This is a genomic window from Streptomyces sp. NPDC055140 (genome assembly GCF_053607285.1).
This window is the reverse complement of sequence record NZ_JBSGTG010000022.1, coordinates 75,037-91,804: the sequence shown is the minus strand read 5'-3', so window position 1 is coordinate 91,804 and position 16,768 is coordinate 75,037. Positions and strand designations below refer to the sequence as shown.

The window sequence follows — 16,768 nt, the reverse complement described above, 5'->3', positions numbered from 1 at the left end:
TCAGGGACGCCGTCGGCACCGGAGTCGGCGCCGCACCCCTCCCATGACCCGGACGACCACACATGAACACGATCACCGACGGGCTCGGTGGGCTGTCCGGCCCACTGGTCTACGCGGTCTTCGGCGCCCTGGCCCCCTTCACGAGTAGCGGTTCTGGATGGGCTCGGCGTCCAGCCCGAGGCGTACGACGCCAAGCTGGACATGGACTTCACCGCGCTCCGAGACGAGAACCCGACCGCCGAGGGCTTCGGCCAGGCCGCCCAAGCAGGACGAGCGGTGGCGTCAGCAGCATCGGCATCAGGGTTCGCTACCTCACCGGCCCTTCGTCACGGTGGCGGTGAAGCCGCAGCACTCGAAGATCCGTACCTGCGCCCCGGATGTCCGCTTGATGCGCACCCCGTCGAGCAACGCCTTCGTGTCGGCCGAAGCGGCGACTACCGCGACACCACCTTCGATCCGGTCCTTGCGGACCGTGAACGAACCATCCTGCAAGGCCATGCCGAAGTATGAGCTCCGCGTGATGTCGTTGTGCCCGATGCTGTCTGATCCACCGACGGCGTAGATCCCGATGTGGTTGCCCGCGAGCCGGTTGCCCTTCACCACCGTGCCCGCTGAACCGGCCAAGATGCCCACATGCTGGGTCTCGCCGAAGAAGTCCGGGCCGCAGAGCGGATCCGGTTCCCGGCAGTCGTTGTCGCTGACGGTGCTCCGGGTGACGCGCCCGACCGCGCCCGCGACGAACCCGATCCCGTCGGTCGACAGGCGCGGGTGCCCAGTGACGGCACTGTCGACGATCGTGGCGCTCGACCCCTCGTTGAGGACGGTGACGCCCGAGCCCTGGTAGTCCGAGATCTTGGTGTCGTGGATCGTCACCGAACCCGTTCCGGTTGGGAGGTCGCCGACGAAGACGGCGACCGCGCTGTGGGAGCAGGGCGCCGCGGGTGTGTCGGTGATGTGGGTGACGCGGGCGTGACCGAGGTCGAGCCGGGCATCTCCCAGTACTCGGATACCGGAGCCCAGTGCGCCGCTCTCACACGTCCCCGAGCCCGGCCCGCTGACAGCGAGCTGCGACAGCGCGACGGACGCGCCGTTGTGGATCTCGACGATCGAGGTACCGCCGTCCTCGCCTGCGACCAGGGTCTGCGGAGCCAGGATCGTCGTCTTCCGGGCGCCCGAGCCGGTGATCGACACATTCTTGCCGATCACCACCTGCTCCCGGTACACGCCCGGCCTGACTTTGATCCGGTCCCCGGGCTGGGCGGCATCGACTGCGGCCTGAATTGTGGGGTAGCTCTTGGGGACCACCAGCTCGTGCGACGGCTTCGCTTGGGCCGACAGCGGCACCAATTGCCAGACGGTCGCCATGGCGGCGCAGAGGCCAAGGCGTGCGGCCGTCCTGATACGTGGGATTGCCATTCCGTTTCCGCTCTCGTGCGGTACTCCGTGGGGCCGCCGCATGACCGTGGCCCGCCTGCCGACTGCGCAGGCAAGGTATCGATGGTTTGAGGCGCGCCAACTGAGGCAGACCTGATAGCGATCCTGCTTCCCCCTGACGGACGACTGGCAGACCTCGATTGGATCGGAATCGTTCATCGAGGCGCTGACAGCTCTCTGAGTCACCCAAGGCGACTCTCATAAGCGGCGGGAGTGGGGAGATCGCGGCAGGCTCGCTGGGCGGGGAGCTCCGTGAGGAACGAGCCCGCAGTGCTTGGGAACGGGAGGCCGCCGCCGCGATGCTCGCCGATCTCGATCGAGTCGATGACCTTCGCCCCCTTGGACCCGCCGTCGTCGCAGAGGGCCTCGCCGGTGCTGGCACGATCGTCGCCGCCGGGCGCCCCGGCTTGGTCGGCACCGTCCTGGTCGCCGGGGCAAGCAGGACCGGCAGTTCCTGGTGATGCCTCGGTGCTGGATCAGGCCGCTGACCAGGACAGGAGCGACGTGGCCGGTTGCCGGAAGGGCCTGCTTCAGAGCGAGACCGATATCGAGACTAGCGATGACCGGCGCAGGCCAACGCCGTCGGAGACCGGAGTCCAGACTGACTCGGCGATTTCGCTGGCCACCGACCGGCAGAACCTGAAGAAGGAATACGACCGCCTCAGCCAGATAGCTCCCACCATGCCCTGGGAGGAGGGATACAACAAGGACGACGGGCTCACGGCCACCACGCACATCGGCAATGTTCTGGGCCGGGCTGTGGAAGCCGATGAGCAGCTGGCTGACCGACGTCTCAAGGCGCCGGATTCCGACCACGGCAGCGGCATCGTCACGGCGATGGTGCTGATGCCGGTGGCAGCCGATGTCACTGTGTGGACGGCCAAAGGCTCCGGCGACCAACCGACCATGGTTGTCGCGGTGTTGGGATCCGCACTTGCCAGTCCGCTGACCACACCGCTTGTGATCGGCGGTCTGGCGGTCTGGCGGTCTGGGGAACCTGACCGCGGGTTTCACCGACCGCGTGCCCGACGTATTGATCGACCTCCACGAGCTCACCACGGACGAGCAGTTGACCCGGTTACGCGAGGGCGAGCTGGACGCGGGCGTGCTGCGCCACCCGCCGGAGACGGTGGGTCTGGAGTCAGGGCCCGTGGCGCGGCGCGAACTGGGCGTGATCCTCCGGTCGGACCAGGCCGCGGCGGCGCCCGGCGGCCCCGTCCGGCTGCGGCACCTCGACGGAGCTCCGCTTGTGATCTTCCCGCGCACGATGGCACCGCGCCTGTACGACCACATGCTGACCATCTGCCGTGACGAGGGGTTCCTGCCCGGCTCCACCAGACACGCGCGTCCGGATTTCGTCCACGACCTGGTACTCGCGGGCCACGGCATCCACCTCAACTCGGCCCCCGCCACACCTCTCGCCGACGGGCTGGTGTGGCGACCGCTACAGGACGCGCCCCTGGCATGACTGACGTCGATGGTGTGGGTACCGAGTCGGCACAACGAGGCGATCGCCGCGTTCGCGGAAGCAGTTTCAGAGGGCCTCGTGGCAGCTGGACACCACATCGCGGACACGGCGTCGGACGGCTGACGTGGGCACAGCCGCCCGGCCCTCCGTGGCACAGACACGTCAGGGCCCGAATCCAAGCGGATCCGGGCCCTGAACGGCAGTAGCGGGGACAGGATTTGAACCTGCGACCTCTGGGTTATGAGCCCAGCGAGCTACCGAGCTGCTCCACCCCGCGTCGGTGAACCCAACGGTACGCCATCACAACGGGTACCGAAGACCACCTTCGCCCGAGGCTCTTGTTCCGGCCGTCAGACCACCGCCTTGCGGATATCGCCGAAGCGTAGGTTGCCGGGGTGACATCGTCTCCACAGCACCGATCCCAGCGGCGCCACAGAGACGACATCATGAGAGGCCGACGGTTCCAACTCGGCCGATCCTGATCGAATCCACCGCCCAGGCCGCCGTCTGTTCGCTGAGGGACAAGCCGAGCCCCGATCGGTTCGGCATGACGAGAGTCTGCGATCTCCAGGCGCTCGTTGAACATCGGCTCCAGCCACTCGAGGGTGGCCTGAAGGAGCACCCGCTGCATCGCTTGCCCGGCCCGTAGCCAGTCCGCCGGAGTGTCCTTCACCGTGCCGAGCAGCGCGATCTGTGGGTACTCCTCGAAGACGGTCACGGCACGGTCCGGTGTCCGGCGCGTGGAGTCGAAGCCCCGTACGGGGGAACTCGCGCCGTACTGCCGTGGACCGAGGGCGTCCGCCGGGATGCCCCCGCCGTCACACAGCAAGGCCACTGGGAGCCTCCACTTCAAAAGCAACCACTGGGCAGCCCCACGACGAGCGCAGCAAGCGGAAGCCCGACGCCGCCACTCTCGCCGCTGCAAGCGCCTCTGTGATCCAGATACAGCCTGTAGCAGTAGGTGGAACACATTGCGGCAGCTGTCGTTCCTACGGCTCCTCGGCGGGAATCAGGGCATGGGCGATCCCGGTGAGGTTGCCCTGCGCAATGAGGATCTCCCGCCGGTTCGATCCGTCGAGATCCGCCGCGTAGACGGTCCCGGCCATGTCGGTCACGAACATACGGCCGCCGTCCAGATCGAGAGCGATGCCGATACCTTCCATCAGGTGGGTCCACAGGATCTCGGGCTCTCGCTGCCCGTCCGGCGGATCCAATGGGGTGCGATTCACGGAGTTGCCTCGCGGCGGGTCCCCTCGGTCGGTCCAGTACAGCATGCGCTCAGCGAGGTCGAGCTGCAGGTCGATCGGCTCCGGCAGCCCCTGGAGCAGCACCTCGATGTCGCTGCGGTCGGCCGGGGTTTCGCTGGCGGGCAAGTCGATTCCGGCCCGCAGGATCTTCCCCAGTCCCGCATCGCTCGGGCCCTTCTGTGTCCAGTACAGGTGCCCGCCACCAGGGTCGACGGCGACTCCGACGCACCATTTGGTCTGGTCGCGGCAGTCGTCGTCTCCCTGCCCTGTCTGTACGAGCGTCTCGACGTTCGACCCATCGAGGTCGCAGCGCATGACGCGCATTCCTTCGCGATCGCCCCAGTAGAGCTTTCGGCCGGCGGCCTCGAAGTGCAGCTGCTTCGGCGTGTGCGTTCCGCCGCTGGGAACGATCGTCGTCCTATTGCTTCCGTCCAGGTCGACGCGCTCGATCGAGCCGTCGTTCACCGGCGGAGACCCCATGTTCGTCCAGTAGATGTGACCTGCCCCGACATCGACGGACACACCATCCGGGTATCTGCATCCGGTGACGATGACCTTCTTGTCGGAACCGTCGGGGTTCACGCAGAACACGCGGCCGTCACCGCTGAGTTCCAGCACGAACAGTCTTTCCTGTCGTTGTGTCACCGTCTCTCCTCTCGGGTGAGAACCCAGTGCCACGGGTGCTGTCTCATGCCCGGCCGGCTGTGTCGCTGTGCGGGCCGGATGCGGCGCGCACGGCCAGCAGACTGAGCAGCATCGCGTCACGCTGAGTGGCCAGTTCGTCGACCGAGTGGCCGTTCGCCTCTTCCAGGACGCCGTCGACGATCTTCTCTCTGAGTTCGGGTGTGAGCTCCGGGGTGCCCAGGTCCTGCCACATCCCGGTCAACCGAGGCATGAGGGTGTCCATGAAGTGCCGGATGCCGCCCTCGCCGCCGCCGAGATGCCACAGCAGATTGGGTCCCATGACACCCCACCTGAGTCCTGGACCCCAGGACACCGCGTCGTCGGAGTCCGCGACATCGAGCACACCCTGCTCGATCAGGTGGACGACCTCGCGATACAGCGCGGCCTGGAGACGGTTGGCGACGTGCCCGGGGAGCTCCTTCTTGAGGTGAATCGGCTTCTTGCCGATCGCGGCGTAGAAGGACATTGCGTCCCGGATCGTCTCCGGGGCGGTCTTCGTGCCGCCGACGACTTCGACCAGCGGGATGATGTGCGGCGGGTTGAAGGGGTGCCCGATGAGAGTGCGCTCTGGCCGCTGGCACTCGGCCTGGATGACACTCATCGTGATGCCCGACGAACTCGACGCGATGATCGAGTCCGGTGGCGTGGCGTCGTCGATGTCGGCGAACAGCTTGACCTTCAGCTCCGGGCGCTCCGGCGCGTTCTCCTGCACGAAATCGGCGTCCGCGACGGCCTGTCGCATGTCGGTGGTGAACCTCAGGCGATCGGGTGTGGCTCCGGGTTCGGCCCCGAGCGTGGCTGCCGCATCCCAAGCTGCGTCCACGTACGACCTGAGAGCCTTCTCCGCGGCGGGGGCAGGGTCCGTTGCTGTGACGTCGAAGCCCCGAGCGAGATAGTGCGTCGCCCAGCTTGCTCCGATGGTGCCAGTGCCGACGATCGCTATGCGATGGACGGGTTTGTACGCGTTCATGGCTGTCGTTGCTCCTGGGTATCGGGCGCCTGCGGGCGAGGGGAATCACGGCCAGGTGGCCAGAGGCCAGGACGGCGCGGCCGTACTGCGTCGGTCACGTTGTCGGCTCGCGCGCTGCTCGCGTTGTCCGTGGCGCGTCTGGGCGAGCGTTCACTACGCGTTCACTAATTGTCAGCTCCTGGACGACGTCGACATCGGCGACATCGGCGACGGCTGCGAGTGGATCGGCCTCGAAGCGCAAGGCGGGGAGAAGCTCGATGACACTGAACCTGACGACGGTGGCGCGACGGTAGGGCCTGAGGGAGCCGGAGCTCACGGACGTTGCGGTTCTCCCTTCTCTCGCGCGGTCAGTACATGTGGCCCGGGCCCGCCCACCGACCTCTTCCCCCCTCGTGCATTCGTGTGGGCTGGCACGAGGACTTGGCGAACGGCGGCCCGCCTGACTCGTGTGGCTCCGTTCCAGGGTGTGGCGCTTATCCATCCGGGGCATCTCGGGGGACCACTGGGGAGCCGGTTTCCCCGCACTTGCGACTTCAGGTCGTGCCGGCCCGGACCGCTGGCGAGTCATGGTTGGTACCGGCAGGCTCGGGTCAGCTCGGGCAGCCGAGGCGGCGCCGCGGCTCTCCCCGAGCCGTGGTCCAAGGCTGACGCGCAGGCACCACCGGGCGAATTGGGCCAGGGGCACCAAGGTGAAACCGAATGTGGTGTTCCGCGCACGATGGCCGTGCCGCTGCTCGCTCCTAGCGTCGTTCTCACTGACGCAATCGGATCTGCGATCGGAAGGAGCGGAACATGAACGCGACACATGGCACAGCAGCCGGCCTGGGCCAGACCGTGCCGAACGGCGCTTTCGCGAGCGGTAACGGACACGCCGGGGTGGAGCCGCCGGTACTGGGCGGACCGGAGCACACCGACTACTACCTGATGGACAACCTGCTCACCGACGAGCAGCGGGCCCTTCGCGAGAAGGTCCGCGAGTTCATGGACGAGGAGGTCACCCCGATCATCAACCCGTATTGGGAGCGGGCGGAATTCCCCTTCGAGCTGGTGCCCAAGCTGGGGCAGCTGGACATCGCGGGCTTTCAGATTTCCGGTTACGGCTGCCCGGGGATGAGCAATGTGACGGCCGGCCTGGTGATTCTCGAGCTGGCCCGGGGTGATCTGAGCATGTCGACGTTCGCGGGGGTCCACTCGGCCCTGGCCATGATGTCGATCGCACTGCTGGGCTCCGAGGAGCAGAAGCAGCGCTTCTTGCCGCCGATGGCACGTCTGGAGAAGATCGGCGCCTTTGGCCTGACGGAGCCCGCGCACGGCACGGACGTGGTCAAGCTGGAGGCGACCGCGCGCCGGGACGGTGATTCCTACGTCCTCAACGGCTACAAGAGGTGGATCGGCAACGCGACCTTCGCCGACTACGTGATCGTCTGGGCCCGCGGGGAAGACGGGCATGTGGGCGGCTACGTGGTCGAGAAGGGCACACCCGGGTTCGACGCCCAGGTCATCAAGGGCAAGATGGCTCTGCGCTGTGTCCAGAACGCGCAGATCTCCCTCACCGACGTCCGGGTGTCCGCCGAGAACCGGCTGGCGAACGTGCACACCTTCCGCGATACCGAGAAGGTCCTGCTGGCCTCGCGCTTCTGCGTCGCCTGGGAATCGGTCGGCGCCGCCATCGCGGGCTACGAGACGGCTCTGGCCTACGCCAAGCAGCGCAAGCAGTTCGGGATGCCGCTGGCCGCCTTCCAGCTCATCCAGTACCGGCTCTCCCGGATGCTGGCGGACATCACCGACATGCTGTGCATGCAGTACCGGCTCAGCCAGCTCCTGGACGAGGGCGAGTACTCGATGCCGCGGGTCGCGCTGGCCAAGATGCACTACACCGAACGCGCGCGGGCCATCCTCGCCGATGCTCGCGACATGCTCGGCGGCAACGGGATCCTGCTCGACTACCACGTCGCCCGGCACCTCTGCGACATCGAGGCGATCGACACGTACGAGGGCACCGACACCGTTCAGGCGCTCATCGTCGGCCGTGACATCACTGGCTACAGCGCCTTCGTGCCGATGGCGCCGAGCAGCCACTGACCCCGGCGCGTATCGCGGCGCCCCGTAACAGCGGGTCACCCTCGGGCGCCGCGCGCGACCCCACTGAGGACAAGGAACAGTCATGAGCAACCCACCCCTCCTGGAGGGACTGCACGTCGTCGATCTCGCGAGCTTCATCGCCGGGCCCGCCGCGGCCACCGTCCTCGGTGACTTCGGTGCGGACGTCGTCAAGGTGGAACCACCGCACGTGGGCGACGCATACCGTTCGCTCAGCCGCATCCCTCCCAACCCCCATGTCGAAGGGGTCAACTACCCCTGGCAGCTGGACAACCGCAACAAGCGCAGCATTGCGCTCAACCTCAAGTCGCCCGGCGCCCGGCCCGTGCTCGAGAGCCTGGTGCGGTGGGCCGATGTGCTGGTGACCAACTTCCCGCCGCATACACGCGAGAAGCTGGGCCTGGAATACGACGCTCTGGCCCCCCTGAATCCCCGGCTGATCTACGCCGATGTCACCGGCTTCGGCGAGGAAGGTCCGGATGCGCATCTGCCCGGCTTCGACGTGACGGCGTACTGGGCGCGCAGCGGCCTGATGGACCTCACACGCCAAAGGGACGTGCCGCCGGCCACGAACGCGTTCGGATCGGGCGATCACTCCACGGCGATCACCCTGTTCGCCGGGATCATGACCGCGCTGTACCGGCGGGAGAAGACCGGCCAGGGCGCACGCGTCACGGCCTCGCTGCTCGCCGAAGGCGCCTGGGCGGCGAGCATGTGGTTGCAGGCTGTACTGGTCGGGGCGAAGCCCCCTCGCCCCATCGACCGGTCCGACCCGCCCAACGCACTCGTGAACATGTACCGGACGGCGGACGACCGCTGGATCGTCCTCGGCTTCGCCAACGAGGACAAGCAGGTCCCGCCCTTCCTCAAGGCCATCGGTCATCCCGAGGCAGCACAGAACCCGCGCTACGCCGACACCCCGAGCCGCCGCGCCCACGCCGGCGAGATCGTCGCCCTGCTGGACAAGACGTTCGCGACCCGTCCCCTGGCCGAGTGGCGCGAGGTGCTCGACACCGCGGGCCTCACGTACGGAGTCGTCCAGACGCTCGCAGAGTGTTCCCAGGATCCCCAGCTGCTCGCCAACCGGGTGTTCGTGTCGATCGACGACGGCAGCGACGACCCGCACCTGACCATCGACAGCCCCGTCCAACTGGTCCAGGAACCGAAGGTCCGTCCGGGCCCGGCTCCCGACCTGGGCGAACACACCGAGTCCGTGCTCCGCGACCTCGGCTTCGACGCCGCCGGAATCGAGGAGCTGCGCAAGGCCGAAGCCATCGGCTGAAGCGACGGCTCAGCCGCGCCAGGGAAGAAGGGAACCACCATCATGACCACGGCTTCAGATACGCCGACTGTACGGACCGAGGAGCGCGACGGCATCTTCGTGATCACGATCGACCGGCCGCAGGCCCGCAACGCCATCGACGGGGCCACCGCCCGAGCCCTGGCCGCCGCCGTCGACCGCCTCGAGGCCCGCGACGACCTCCTGGTCGGCATCCTCACCGGTGCCGGCGGCGTCTTCAGCGCCGGCATGGACCTCAAGGCCTTCGCGGCCGGGGACAAGCCCATCGTCGAAGGACGGGGCTTCGCGGGGATCACCCGCGCCCAGATCAAGACCCCGCTCATCGCCGCCGTCGAGGGCTATGCGCTGGGCGGCGGAACCGAGATGGCCCTCGCCTGCGACATGATCGTGGCCGCCCGGAACGCCACCTTCGGCCAGACCGAGGTCCACTACGGCATCGTGCCGCCCGAAGGAGGCATGGTGCGCCTGCCCGAGCGCATCCCGCGCAACATCGCCCTGGAGCTTCTGCTCACCGGCGAGCCACTGCCCGCCGAGCGCGCCGAGCGATTGGGCCTGGTCAACTACCTCACAGAACCGGGCCAGGCCCTGGAACGGGCCCTGGAACTGGCCACCAGCATCGCGCGTAACGCGCCCCTGGCCGTGGCAGCGATCAAACGCGTCGTCAACGAGCGGCACGCGTTCAGCGACCAGGACGCCTTCGTCGAGCAGGACCGGATCGTCGCACCGGTTCTGGCGTCCCACGACGCACAGGAGGGCGCCCACGCCTTCGCGGAAAAGCGCCAACCGCACTGGCAGGGCACCTGAACCAGCCCCGCCCGGCCGGTGCCTGAGCCCCGCCCAGGGCCGCCGCTCGGGCACAGCCACCTCCGCGCCGCAAGAGAGGGCGACCAACGATGACCGAGCAACCCACCGTCCGCAGCGTGACCTACGATCTGCTGCGGACCCTCAACCTCACCACGGTCTTCGGCAATCCCGGCTCCACCGAACAGCCATTCCTGCAGGATTTTCCAGAGGACTTCACCTACGTCCTGGCGCTGCAGGAGGCGTCCGTCGTGGCGATGGCCGACGCCTACGCCCAGGTAACCCGCCGACCCGCACTGGTCAACGTGCACTCATCGGCCGGACTGGGAAACGCCGTGGGCAACCTGGTGGCGGCCTACCACGGAAACACTCCCCTGATCATCACCTCGGGACAGCAGCACCGTGAACTGGTGATCGGTGAGCCGTATCTCGGCAACCGGGAGTCCACCACGCTGCCGAAGCCGTGGGTGAAGTGGTCCTATGAGCCGGCCCGCGCCGAAGACGTCCCCGAGGCCTTCATGCGGGCCTACGCGGAGGCGCTGCAGCCGCCGGCGGGACCGGTGTACCTGTCGATCGCCATGGACGACTGGAAGCGGCCGCTGTCCGGCTTCACCCGGATCCGGACCGTCACCGACCGCGTCGCCCCCGACGCGCAGCGCCTGCGGCTGTTCGCCGATCGCATCTCCGCCAGCCGACGTCCCGCACTGGTCTTTGGGCCGGAGGTCGACCGCAGCGGCGGCTGGGACGCGGCCGTCGCACTGGCGGAGAAGCTGCGCGCTTCCGTCTACGGTGCCCCGCTGCTGGACCGGGCCTCCTTCCCGGAGGACCACCCGCTCTTCGGCGGCCCGCTCGGGATGTCGGTGAAGACCGTCGGCGACCGGCTGGCGGGACACGACCTGGTGGTCGTGGTCGGCGCGGAGGTGTTCCGGTACTACCCCTACGTGCCCGGCGACTACCTTCCCGAAGGTACGGAGCTCCTGCAGATCACCAGCGATCCGGGGGTTGCCGCGGCGGCTCGTGTGGGCGACAGCCTCCTGGGCGATCCCGCGACGGCGATCGAGCTGCTCCTGGACACGGTCACGGAGGGATCCGCACGCACCATGCCCGAGCCGATGGCGCGGCCCCGTGAGCTGCCGCAGGTGCCGAACAGCCCACTCACCCCACCGGAGGTCTATGCCGCCCTGAGCAGGGTGCGGCCGCCCGACGCGGCCATCGTCAACGAATCGACCTCCACGATGGCGCAACAGGTCGAGTGGCTTCCCACGGTCAGGTCCGGATCGTTCTTCGCCACGGCAAGTGGGGGCATCGGATGGGGCACCCCGGCCGCGGTGGGGGTCGCGCTGGGCGACCGGGACAGGGGCGTCGAACGGCCGGTGGTCGGCCTGATCGGCGACGGTTCCTTCCAGTACTCCGTACAGGCCATCTGGACGGCGGCCCAGCACAACCTCCCGATCGTGTATGTGGTCATGCGTAACCAGGAGTACTCCATCCTCAAGTCGTTCGCGGTACTCGAGGAAACGCCAGGCGTTCCGGGACTCGACCTGCCCGGGATCGACATCGCCGCCGTAGCCCGCGGCTTCGGATGCCGTGCGGTCGACGTGGAGACCACCGAGGATCTGGAGCGGGAGTTCAAGGCGGCCCTGACCGCGGACACCACCACCGTCCTGGTAGTCCCCACACAGCCCCAGACAGCCATGTTGTAGGGCACGAGCCCATTACCGATGCATTTCATGCGGGGCTGACGCGAAGGAGCGTCGAGCCGAGGTACTCAACGGCGAGCAGTGCGACTTCCAGATCGGCGTGCTCTTGCTGGACGCTGTATCCCAGCATTTCTTCGGCTTTCCGAATGCGGTACTGCACGGTGTTCTTGTGGAGAATTTGAGCGCTGGCGGTGGCGGTGTAACTGCAGCCGGTGCCCAGGAATATCTGTACGGTCTCCCGAAGCCGTGCGCTGTGTTCGTCATCGACGGCCAACGGACCCAGGACGCCCCACACCCAAGCACGCATGTCGCCGACGTTCGTAGCCATCAAGGCGAGAGGACCGACACGGGAGAAGTTTGTGAACTGGGGGGCCGGCTTGGCCACTGCCGCAAGTTCCTGCGTGCGCACTGCCTGCCGATGCGTGGACCGGAATCCCTCGACGCCGCACCCCACGGACCCGGCGCACACGTGCACGGAAGGGTCACTGCGCTCAACCACATTCGAAAGCTGTTCCCAGGAAACGTCGTTGCGCGAGCCGAGCGGCAGCCAAGCCCAGGACAAGACTGCGTCTCGGGCGACGAACAGCGGCCTGGCGGGGCAGTCGAGCTCCCGGCCGATCTCATCGGTGATCCGGTGGAGTCGGGCAAGTCCCTCACCCTCTCCCTCACCGGTCAGCGTGGGCAGCCAGGCCACGAGCCCGAGGTGATGCTGCCGGAGCCGGTAACCAAGGGCTGGTTCAGCCCAGTTGAGGTCGACGTCCTTCTCGGCGAGGATGTCTCGCACGCGCGCCGCACGCGCCGCGGTCTGGCTGAGCACCCAGTGATCGCGTTCCTGTTGGTAGACCACGATGACATGCTCGGTTACGCGGTCGATGTAACCGAAGCTCACCTGCAGCATGCGCCGGTTGGTCGCGGTGGCGAGATCCTCGTGGGCGTCCTGCCGGTTGAGTTCGTCCAAACACCACTGCAGAAAACGCCAATGGCCGATCCTGTAGGCCCTGACCATCGCGCTGAGGGGCATACCCCTCTGAGCCAGCCTCCTCGCGTACTCGAGAGCAGCCGCGGGCGCCTCGATCTGGTCCAGAGATATGTCGTTCTCGAAAATGTGCAGCAACGTAGCGACATTTTCCGCGACGCTCGCCTGCAGGATCTTAATGACGGTTGCGTCGCCCCTGAGCTCCGAGATCTCGGAAAGAACATAGTCCCCTACGTCGCGGCTGACCTCCGGGAGGCGTGACCCTATGTTCTCCGCGACCACGGAAAGTTGTTTTGCGGCCTCTGGATGCTCCGCAGCCATATCTCGATCCTACCGGGGTGGTCCGTGGCCCATCAGATTTTTCGGGACGCGACAGACCGCACTCCGGCGAGCCGGCACGAATTCCGCCGACGGGTTGGTGCATCGGCACCAATTCCCACCCGAAGGTCGTACCGCGAGCCCAGTGGTTGTCGTGCGGTCCACGTCTAGCCTCTGGTTACCGACGGGACCCTTCGGCGCGCGACCTGGGGGGCAACTCGCCTTCAAGCCGTTCTTCAGAAACGTCCTAGGGGTGATCGGCGTTGACCGATACCTTCCGATACAGCCTCACAGAGGCGCTGGGCCCTGAAGAAGTGCCCGACTCTGCGATGGCGATGATCGACGGCGCGGAGGCGGTGGCCGGTTGGACGAACACCGCGCAGCGGCTTGTCGGTTACGCGGCTGGGGAGATGCTGGGCAGGCCCGCCCCGTCCGTGCTGCCCTCTCTCCGAAGCATCTGGCAACTACCGGCCCCGGGACCCGGCCGTCGTGAGGTGTGCCCGCCGTTTGGTGACCTGGCAACTGATCCGGTGGGGACTGGAGAGTCTGGTCACCGACACGGCCCTGATCGCCGGCGAACCGGTCACCAACGCGATCTGTCACGGCGCCGGGCCCACTGCCTTGTGTCTGATCAACATCAGCTGCTGAGCTGCGAAGTCACCGGAGCCGGCAGGACCTGCCCACGCCTTCGCCACACCCGCAGCACAGACGAGGCCGGCCGCGGCATCCTCCTCGTCTCCCAGCTGTCGCGAAGGTGGGGCTGCCGCTGGACAAGAGGCGGCAAGGTCGTCCGGGCGGAACAAGATCTGCCCATGCCCGTCGAGGGCGACACCGGCATCCGTCCCGACCCCGATGGGGCTCCGTGGCCGAAAGACCCACAAAGTCGAGGAGAGGAGCCGACATGAACCTCGCATCGCACATGGTGAGCAGCGCTCGGACATATCCGGATCGTGCCGCGCTCCGTCTCGAGGACGCCGCCGTGTCCTATCGCATGCTCGACCAGGGCAGTGCCCGCATGGCCGGACTGCTCCACGACCGTGGTGTGAAGCCCGGCGACCGAGTGGCGATCATGCTGCCCAACGTGCCCGAGTTCGCCCTCGCCTACTTCGGCGTACTCCGGGCCGGCGGCATCGTCGTCCCGATGAATCCCCTGCTCAAGTCCCGCGAGGTCGCCTACTACCTCGGCAACTCGGGCGCCCGGCTCCTGTTCGCCTGGCACGCCTTCGCCGACGAGGCACGGACCGGTGCGCAGCAGGCCGAGGCCGAGGTGGTCGTCGTCAGTCCCGGCGCATTCGACGAGCTGCTGGAGTCCGCCCCACCCGTCGAGGATCTGACCGACCGGCACGAGGACGACACGGCGGTGATCCTCTACACCTCGGGGACGACCGGTCACCCGAAGGGCGCCGAACTGACCCACGCCAACCTCACCCGCAACTGCGACATCGTAGCCACCGAGCTGCTCCAGCTCACCGCCGACGATGTGATCTTCGGTGGGCTGCCACTGTTCCACGCGTTCGGACAGACCTGCACCCTCAACGCCGCCGTCGCCTGCGGCGCGTGCCTCACACTGCTGCCGCGCTTCGACGCCGGCAAGGCGCTAGGAATCCTCGACAAGCAAGGGGTGACCGTCTTCGCCGGGGTGCCGACGGTATTCAGCAGGCTGTTGCGGCAGCCCGACCGCGACGCCTACGACGACTCCCGGCTCCGCGTGTCCCTCGCGGGCGGCTCTGCGATGCCCCTCCAGGTGCTGCACGACTTCCAGGCCGCGTTCAACTGCGTTGTGCTTGAAGGGTACGGACTGTCGGAGACCTCGCCCGTCGCCTCGTTCAACACCCTGCAGGCCGGACCCAAGCCCGGTTCGGTCGGCACCCCGATCCGGGGCGTCGAGATGCGGGTGGTCGACAACGGCACGGAGGTACCGCACGGGGAAACCGGCGAGATCGCGATCCGCGGGCACAACGTGATGAAGCGGTATTGGCAACGCCCCGAGGAGACCGCCGCCGCGATCCGGGACGGTTGGTTCTACACCGGCGACCTCGGCCGGGTCGATCAGGACGGCTACTTCTGGATCGTCGGACGGATGAAGGACGTGATCATTCGGGGCGGGTACAACGTGTACCCCCACGAAGTCGAAGATGTGCTGTACGAGCACCCTGCGGTCGCCGACGCCGCAGTCATCGGCCTCCCCAACCCTGACCTCGGTGAGGAGGTCGGCGCGGCGGTCGTTCTCAAGCCTGGCGCCCGAACGACAGCCGAGGAGCTGCGTGAATACGTCAAACGTCAGGTCGCCGCCTACAAGTATCCGCGGAAGGTATGGATCGCGGACGCGCTGCCGAAGGGACCCACCGGCAAGATCCTCAAACGGGACATCGTCCCACCGCCCGAGCCGGACAGACGATGAGGCGACTGGGCCTGCAAGGGGTCGGTGGACTCAACAGCGGTGCGGGCCCACCAACACGCAGCCGCGGAAGTGCTCGCCGCGCGCTTCACCGCCATCGCCAGCAGCGCAGCAGCCGGCGTCGCCACGGCCGGCGACGACACATGGTGACGCCTGACGCGGGGTTCGGTGGCTGACGGTCAGCGTGTGCATCTCTTGGGTCACTGCTGTCGGGCAGGGTTCGCAGGAAGCGGTGCCCCGGACTCCGAGAAGGCGGCAACGGTTGGAGTTCGGGGCAATTCATTCCCTTCAGCTCCGCTGGCGTGAGGCTGTGTCGCTGCAGCGGCCGGAACATCAGGTGAGCGCTCAGAAGGCTGTGCCACCAGCGGGTTTGCCCGCCGCGAGACGCCGTGAGACGCCGGTCGACCGGGTTCGGTGCCGAGATGAGTGCCCTCTCAAGATGACGTATAGCGGATAGGGAGTAGCGTTTATTACTGAGACCGCAAACCGGGACACGCCACATTGGCGAAGTCTTCTCGCGGTGGGCAGCACGACTGCTGCTGCGGGGTTCGCGCGTGGAGCCGTACTTGGCCGGCACGGCCGGTGGATGGCCACGGCGTGTCTCTCAATTTCCAAAGCGGTGACATTTCGACCGCGCGCCCTGTCCTTCTTGCGTGCGCGGCCATCCACCTTGCGCTCGAGTGCGCGAGACGATGGAAGGGAGAAAGGTCCCATGCGAGCACTTCGCGTGAAGCGCATCTTCGCGGTGACCACCACCGGACTTCTGATGGCTGGTGGCGCTGCGATCGGCTCAGCCGGGACGGCCTCGGCCTCGGCCTCGGGCTCGAACTACCACGACTCCGGATACCGCGATTGCTACAACCGCGGCTGGAACTGGAACTGGAACCACGGCTGCTACAACCGACACGGTAACTACGGCCGCGGCTACTACAACTACGGCGGCTACGGACACGGCGGCTACGGCGGCTACGGCGGCTACGGCGGCTACGGCGGCTACGGCGGCTACGGACACGGCGGCTACGGCGGCTACGGCGGCGGCTACGGCGGCGGCGACTACGGCGGCTACGGCGGCTACGGCGGCGGCGACTACGGCGGCTACGGCGGCTACGGCGGCTACTGACGTTCGCTGTCTGCCTGCTGAGAGCACGGTGTGCGGGCCCGGTCGCGCCGGGGCCGCACACCGCGTTACTCCCCCGCTCCCCTGGAGGCCGGGTGTGCTGTCTACGACGTAGCGGGGGACATGGAATTCGTTCGTTACCACAGGCGGACGCTTCTAGTCCGCATCTGACGACGTGCTGTTTGTTCTAACTCTTTTGCGACAGGCAGACGTTGACGTCCGGATCGGTGGAGGGTGGGGAATCGGGTTCGCTGC

General features: G+C 67.4%; 13 protein-coding genes and 1 tRNA gene. 9 read left to right on the top strand and 5 right to left on the bottom strand.

Translation table 11 applies throughout. The annotated features are described in order from the left end of the window. Positions 1-312: 312 nt before the first annotated feature. The gene (locus tag ACWFR4_RS33940) at positions 313-1,416 is read right to left on the bottom strand and encodes a hypothetical protein (RefSeq protein ID WP_453466867.1); all 1,104 of its coding nucleotides are present in this window, start codon (positions 1,414-1,416) and stop codon (positions 313-315) included. Between the two features lie 1,006 nt (positions 1,417-2,422). Between ACWFR4_RS33940 and ACWFR4_RS33935 the strand changes: the two genes are divergently transcribed. Next, positions 2,423-2,902 (top strand): LysR family substrate-binding domain-containing protein, encoded by a 480-nt coding sequence (locus tag ACWFR4_RS33935; protein ID WP_453466889.1) that lies wholly within the window; start codon positions 2,423-2,425, stop codon positions 2,900-2,902. A gap of 203 nt (positions 2,903-3,105) precedes the next feature. On the opposite strand, the gene ACWFR4_RS33930 is transcribed toward ACWFR4_RS33935, so the two are convergent. The 3 genes from ACWFR4_RS33930 to ACWFR4_RS33920 all read right to left on the bottom strand — a co-directional run bounded on the left by ACWFR4_RS33930 (position 3,106) and on the right by ACWFR4_RS33920 (position 5,803). Continuing rightward, positions 3,106-3,179, bottom strand: a tRNA-Met gene (locus tag ACWFR4_RS33930). Positions 3,180-3,891: 712 nt separating this feature from the next. Next, positions 3,892-4,794, bottom strand: a complete 903-nt coding sequence (locus ACWFR4_RS33925; protein ID WP_453465058.1) for a 3-hydroxyacyl-CoA dehydrogenase — start codon at positions 4,792-4,794, stop codon at positions 3,892-3,894. A gap of 43 nt (positions 4,795-4,837) precedes the next feature. Beyond that, a complete protein-coding gene (locus tag ACWFR4_RS33920) occupies positions 4,838-5,803 on the bottom strand; it encodes a 3-hydroxyacyl-CoA dehydrogenase NAD-binding domain-containing protein (RefSeq protein ID WP_453465055.1) in 966 nt (321 codons plus the stop codon). A gap of 792 nt (positions 5,804-6,595) precedes the next feature. Between ACWFR4_RS33920 and ACWFR4_RS33915 the strand changes: the two genes are divergently transcribed. The 4 genes from ACWFR4_RS33915 to mdlC all read left to right on the top strand — a co-directional run bounded on the left by ACWFR4_RS33915 (position 6,596) and on the right by mdlC (position 11,707). Beyond that, complete coding sequence (locus tag ACWFR4_RS33915) at positions 6,596-7,885, top strand: acyl-CoA dehydrogenase family protein (protein WP_453655923.1); 1,290 nt, start codon at positions 6,596-6,598, stop codon at positions 7,883-7,885. A gap of 82 nt (positions 7,886-7,967) precedes the next feature. After that, complete coding sequence (locus tag ACWFR4_RS33910) at positions 7,968-9,185, top strand: CaiB/BaiF CoA transferase family protein (protein WP_453655922.1); 1,218 nt, start codon at positions 7,968-7,970, stop codon at positions 9,183-9,185. A 42-nt stretch (positions 9,186-9,227) separates the two neighbouring features. Then, positions 9,228-10,007, top strand: a complete 780-nt coding sequence (locus ACWFR4_RS33905; protein WP_453465046.1) for a crotonase/enoyl-CoA hydratase family protein — start codon at positions 9,228-9,230, stop codon at positions 10,005-10,007. Between the two features lie 89 nt (positions 10,008-10,096). Beyond that, a complete protein-coding gene (gene mdlC, locus ACWFR4_RS33900; protein WP_453655921.1) occupies positions 10,097-11,707 on the top strand; it encodes a benzoylformate decarboxylase in 1,611 nt (536 codons plus the stop codon). Positions 11,708-11,732: 25 nt separating this feature from the next. On the opposite strand, the gene ACWFR4_RS33895 is transcribed toward mdlC, so the two are convergent. Then, a complete protein-coding gene (locus ACWFR4_RS33895; RefSeq protein ID WP_453465039.1) occupies positions 11,733-13,001 on the bottom strand; it encodes a PucR family transcriptional regulator in 1,269 nt (422 codons plus the stop codon). Between the two features lie 507 nt (positions 13,002-13,508). Here ACWFR4_RS33895 and ACWFR4_RS33890 point away from each other — a divergent pair. From ACWFR4_RS33890 to ACWFR4_RS33875, 4 genes are all read left to right on the top strand, one after another. After that, positions 13,509-13,646: a hypothetical protein gene (locus ACWFR4_RS33890; RefSeq protein ID WP_453655920.1), complete on the top strand. Its 138-nt coding sequence runs from the start codon at positions 13,509-13,511 to the stop codon at positions 13,644-13,646. Positions 13,647-13,899: 253 nt separating this feature from the next. Then, positions 13,900-15,399 (top strand): long-chain-fatty-acid--CoA ligase, encoded by a 1,500-nt coding sequence (locus tag ACWFR4_RS33885; RefSeq protein WP_453655919.1) that lies wholly within the window; start codon positions 13,900-13,902, stop codon positions 15,397-15,399. A 24-nt stretch (positions 15,400-15,423) separates the two neighbouring features. After that, positions 15,424-15,546 (top strand): hypothetical protein, encoded by a 123-nt coding sequence (locus tag ACWFR4_RS33880; protein WP_453465033.1) that lies wholly within the window; start codon positions 15,424-15,426, stop codon positions 15,544-15,546. 562 nt (positions 15,547-16,108) lie between these two features. Next, complete coding sequence (locus tag ACWFR4_RS33875; RefSeq protein WP_453655918.1) at positions 16,109-16,516, top strand: hypothetical protein; 408 nt, start codon at positions 16,109-16,111, stop codon at positions 16,514-16,516. Positions 16,517-16,768: the final 252 nt, after the last annotated feature.

What these genes read in the sequence shown, in the direction of transcription:
- ACWFR4_RS33895 (WP_453465039.1), bottom strand. Translation starts at nt 13,001, where the DNA reads ATGGCTGCGGAGCATCCAGAGGCCGCAAAACAACTTTCCGTGGTCGCG.
- ACWFR4_RS33920 (WP_453465055.1), bottom strand. Translation starts at nt 5,803, where the DNA reads ATGAACGCGTACAAACCCGTCCATCGCATAGCGATCGTCGGCACTGGC.
- ACWFR4_RS33915 (WP_453655923.1), top strand. Translation starts at nt 6,596, where the DNA reads ATGAACGCGACACATGGCACAGCAGCCGGCCTGGGCCAGACCGTGCCG.
- ACWFR4_RS33875 (WP_453655918.1), top strand. Translation starts at nt 16,109, where the DNA reads ATGCGAGCACTTCGCGTGAAGCGCATCTTCGCGGTGACCACCACCGGA.
- ACWFR4_RS33940 (WP_453466867.1), bottom strand. Translation starts at nt 1,416, where the DNA reads ATGGCAATCCCACGTATCAGGACGGCCGCACGCCTTGGCCTCTGCGCC.
- mdlC (WP_453655921.1), top strand. Translation starts at nt 10,097, where the DNA reads ATGACCGAGCAACCCACCGTCCGCAGCGTGACCTACGATCTGCTGCGG.
- ACWFR4_RS33910 (WP_453655922.1), top strand. Translation starts at nt 7,968, where the DNA reads ATGAGCAACCCACCCCTCCTGGAGGGACTGCACGTCGTCGATCTCGCG.
- ACWFR4_RS33905 (WP_453465046.1), top strand. Translation starts at nt 9,228, where the DNA reads ATGACCACGGCTTCAGATACGCCGACTGTACGGACCGAGGAGCGCGAC.
- ACWFR4_RS33885 (WP_453655919.1), top strand. Translation starts at nt 13,900, where the DNA reads ATGAACCTCGCATCGCACATGGTGAGCAGCGCTCGGACATATCCGGAT.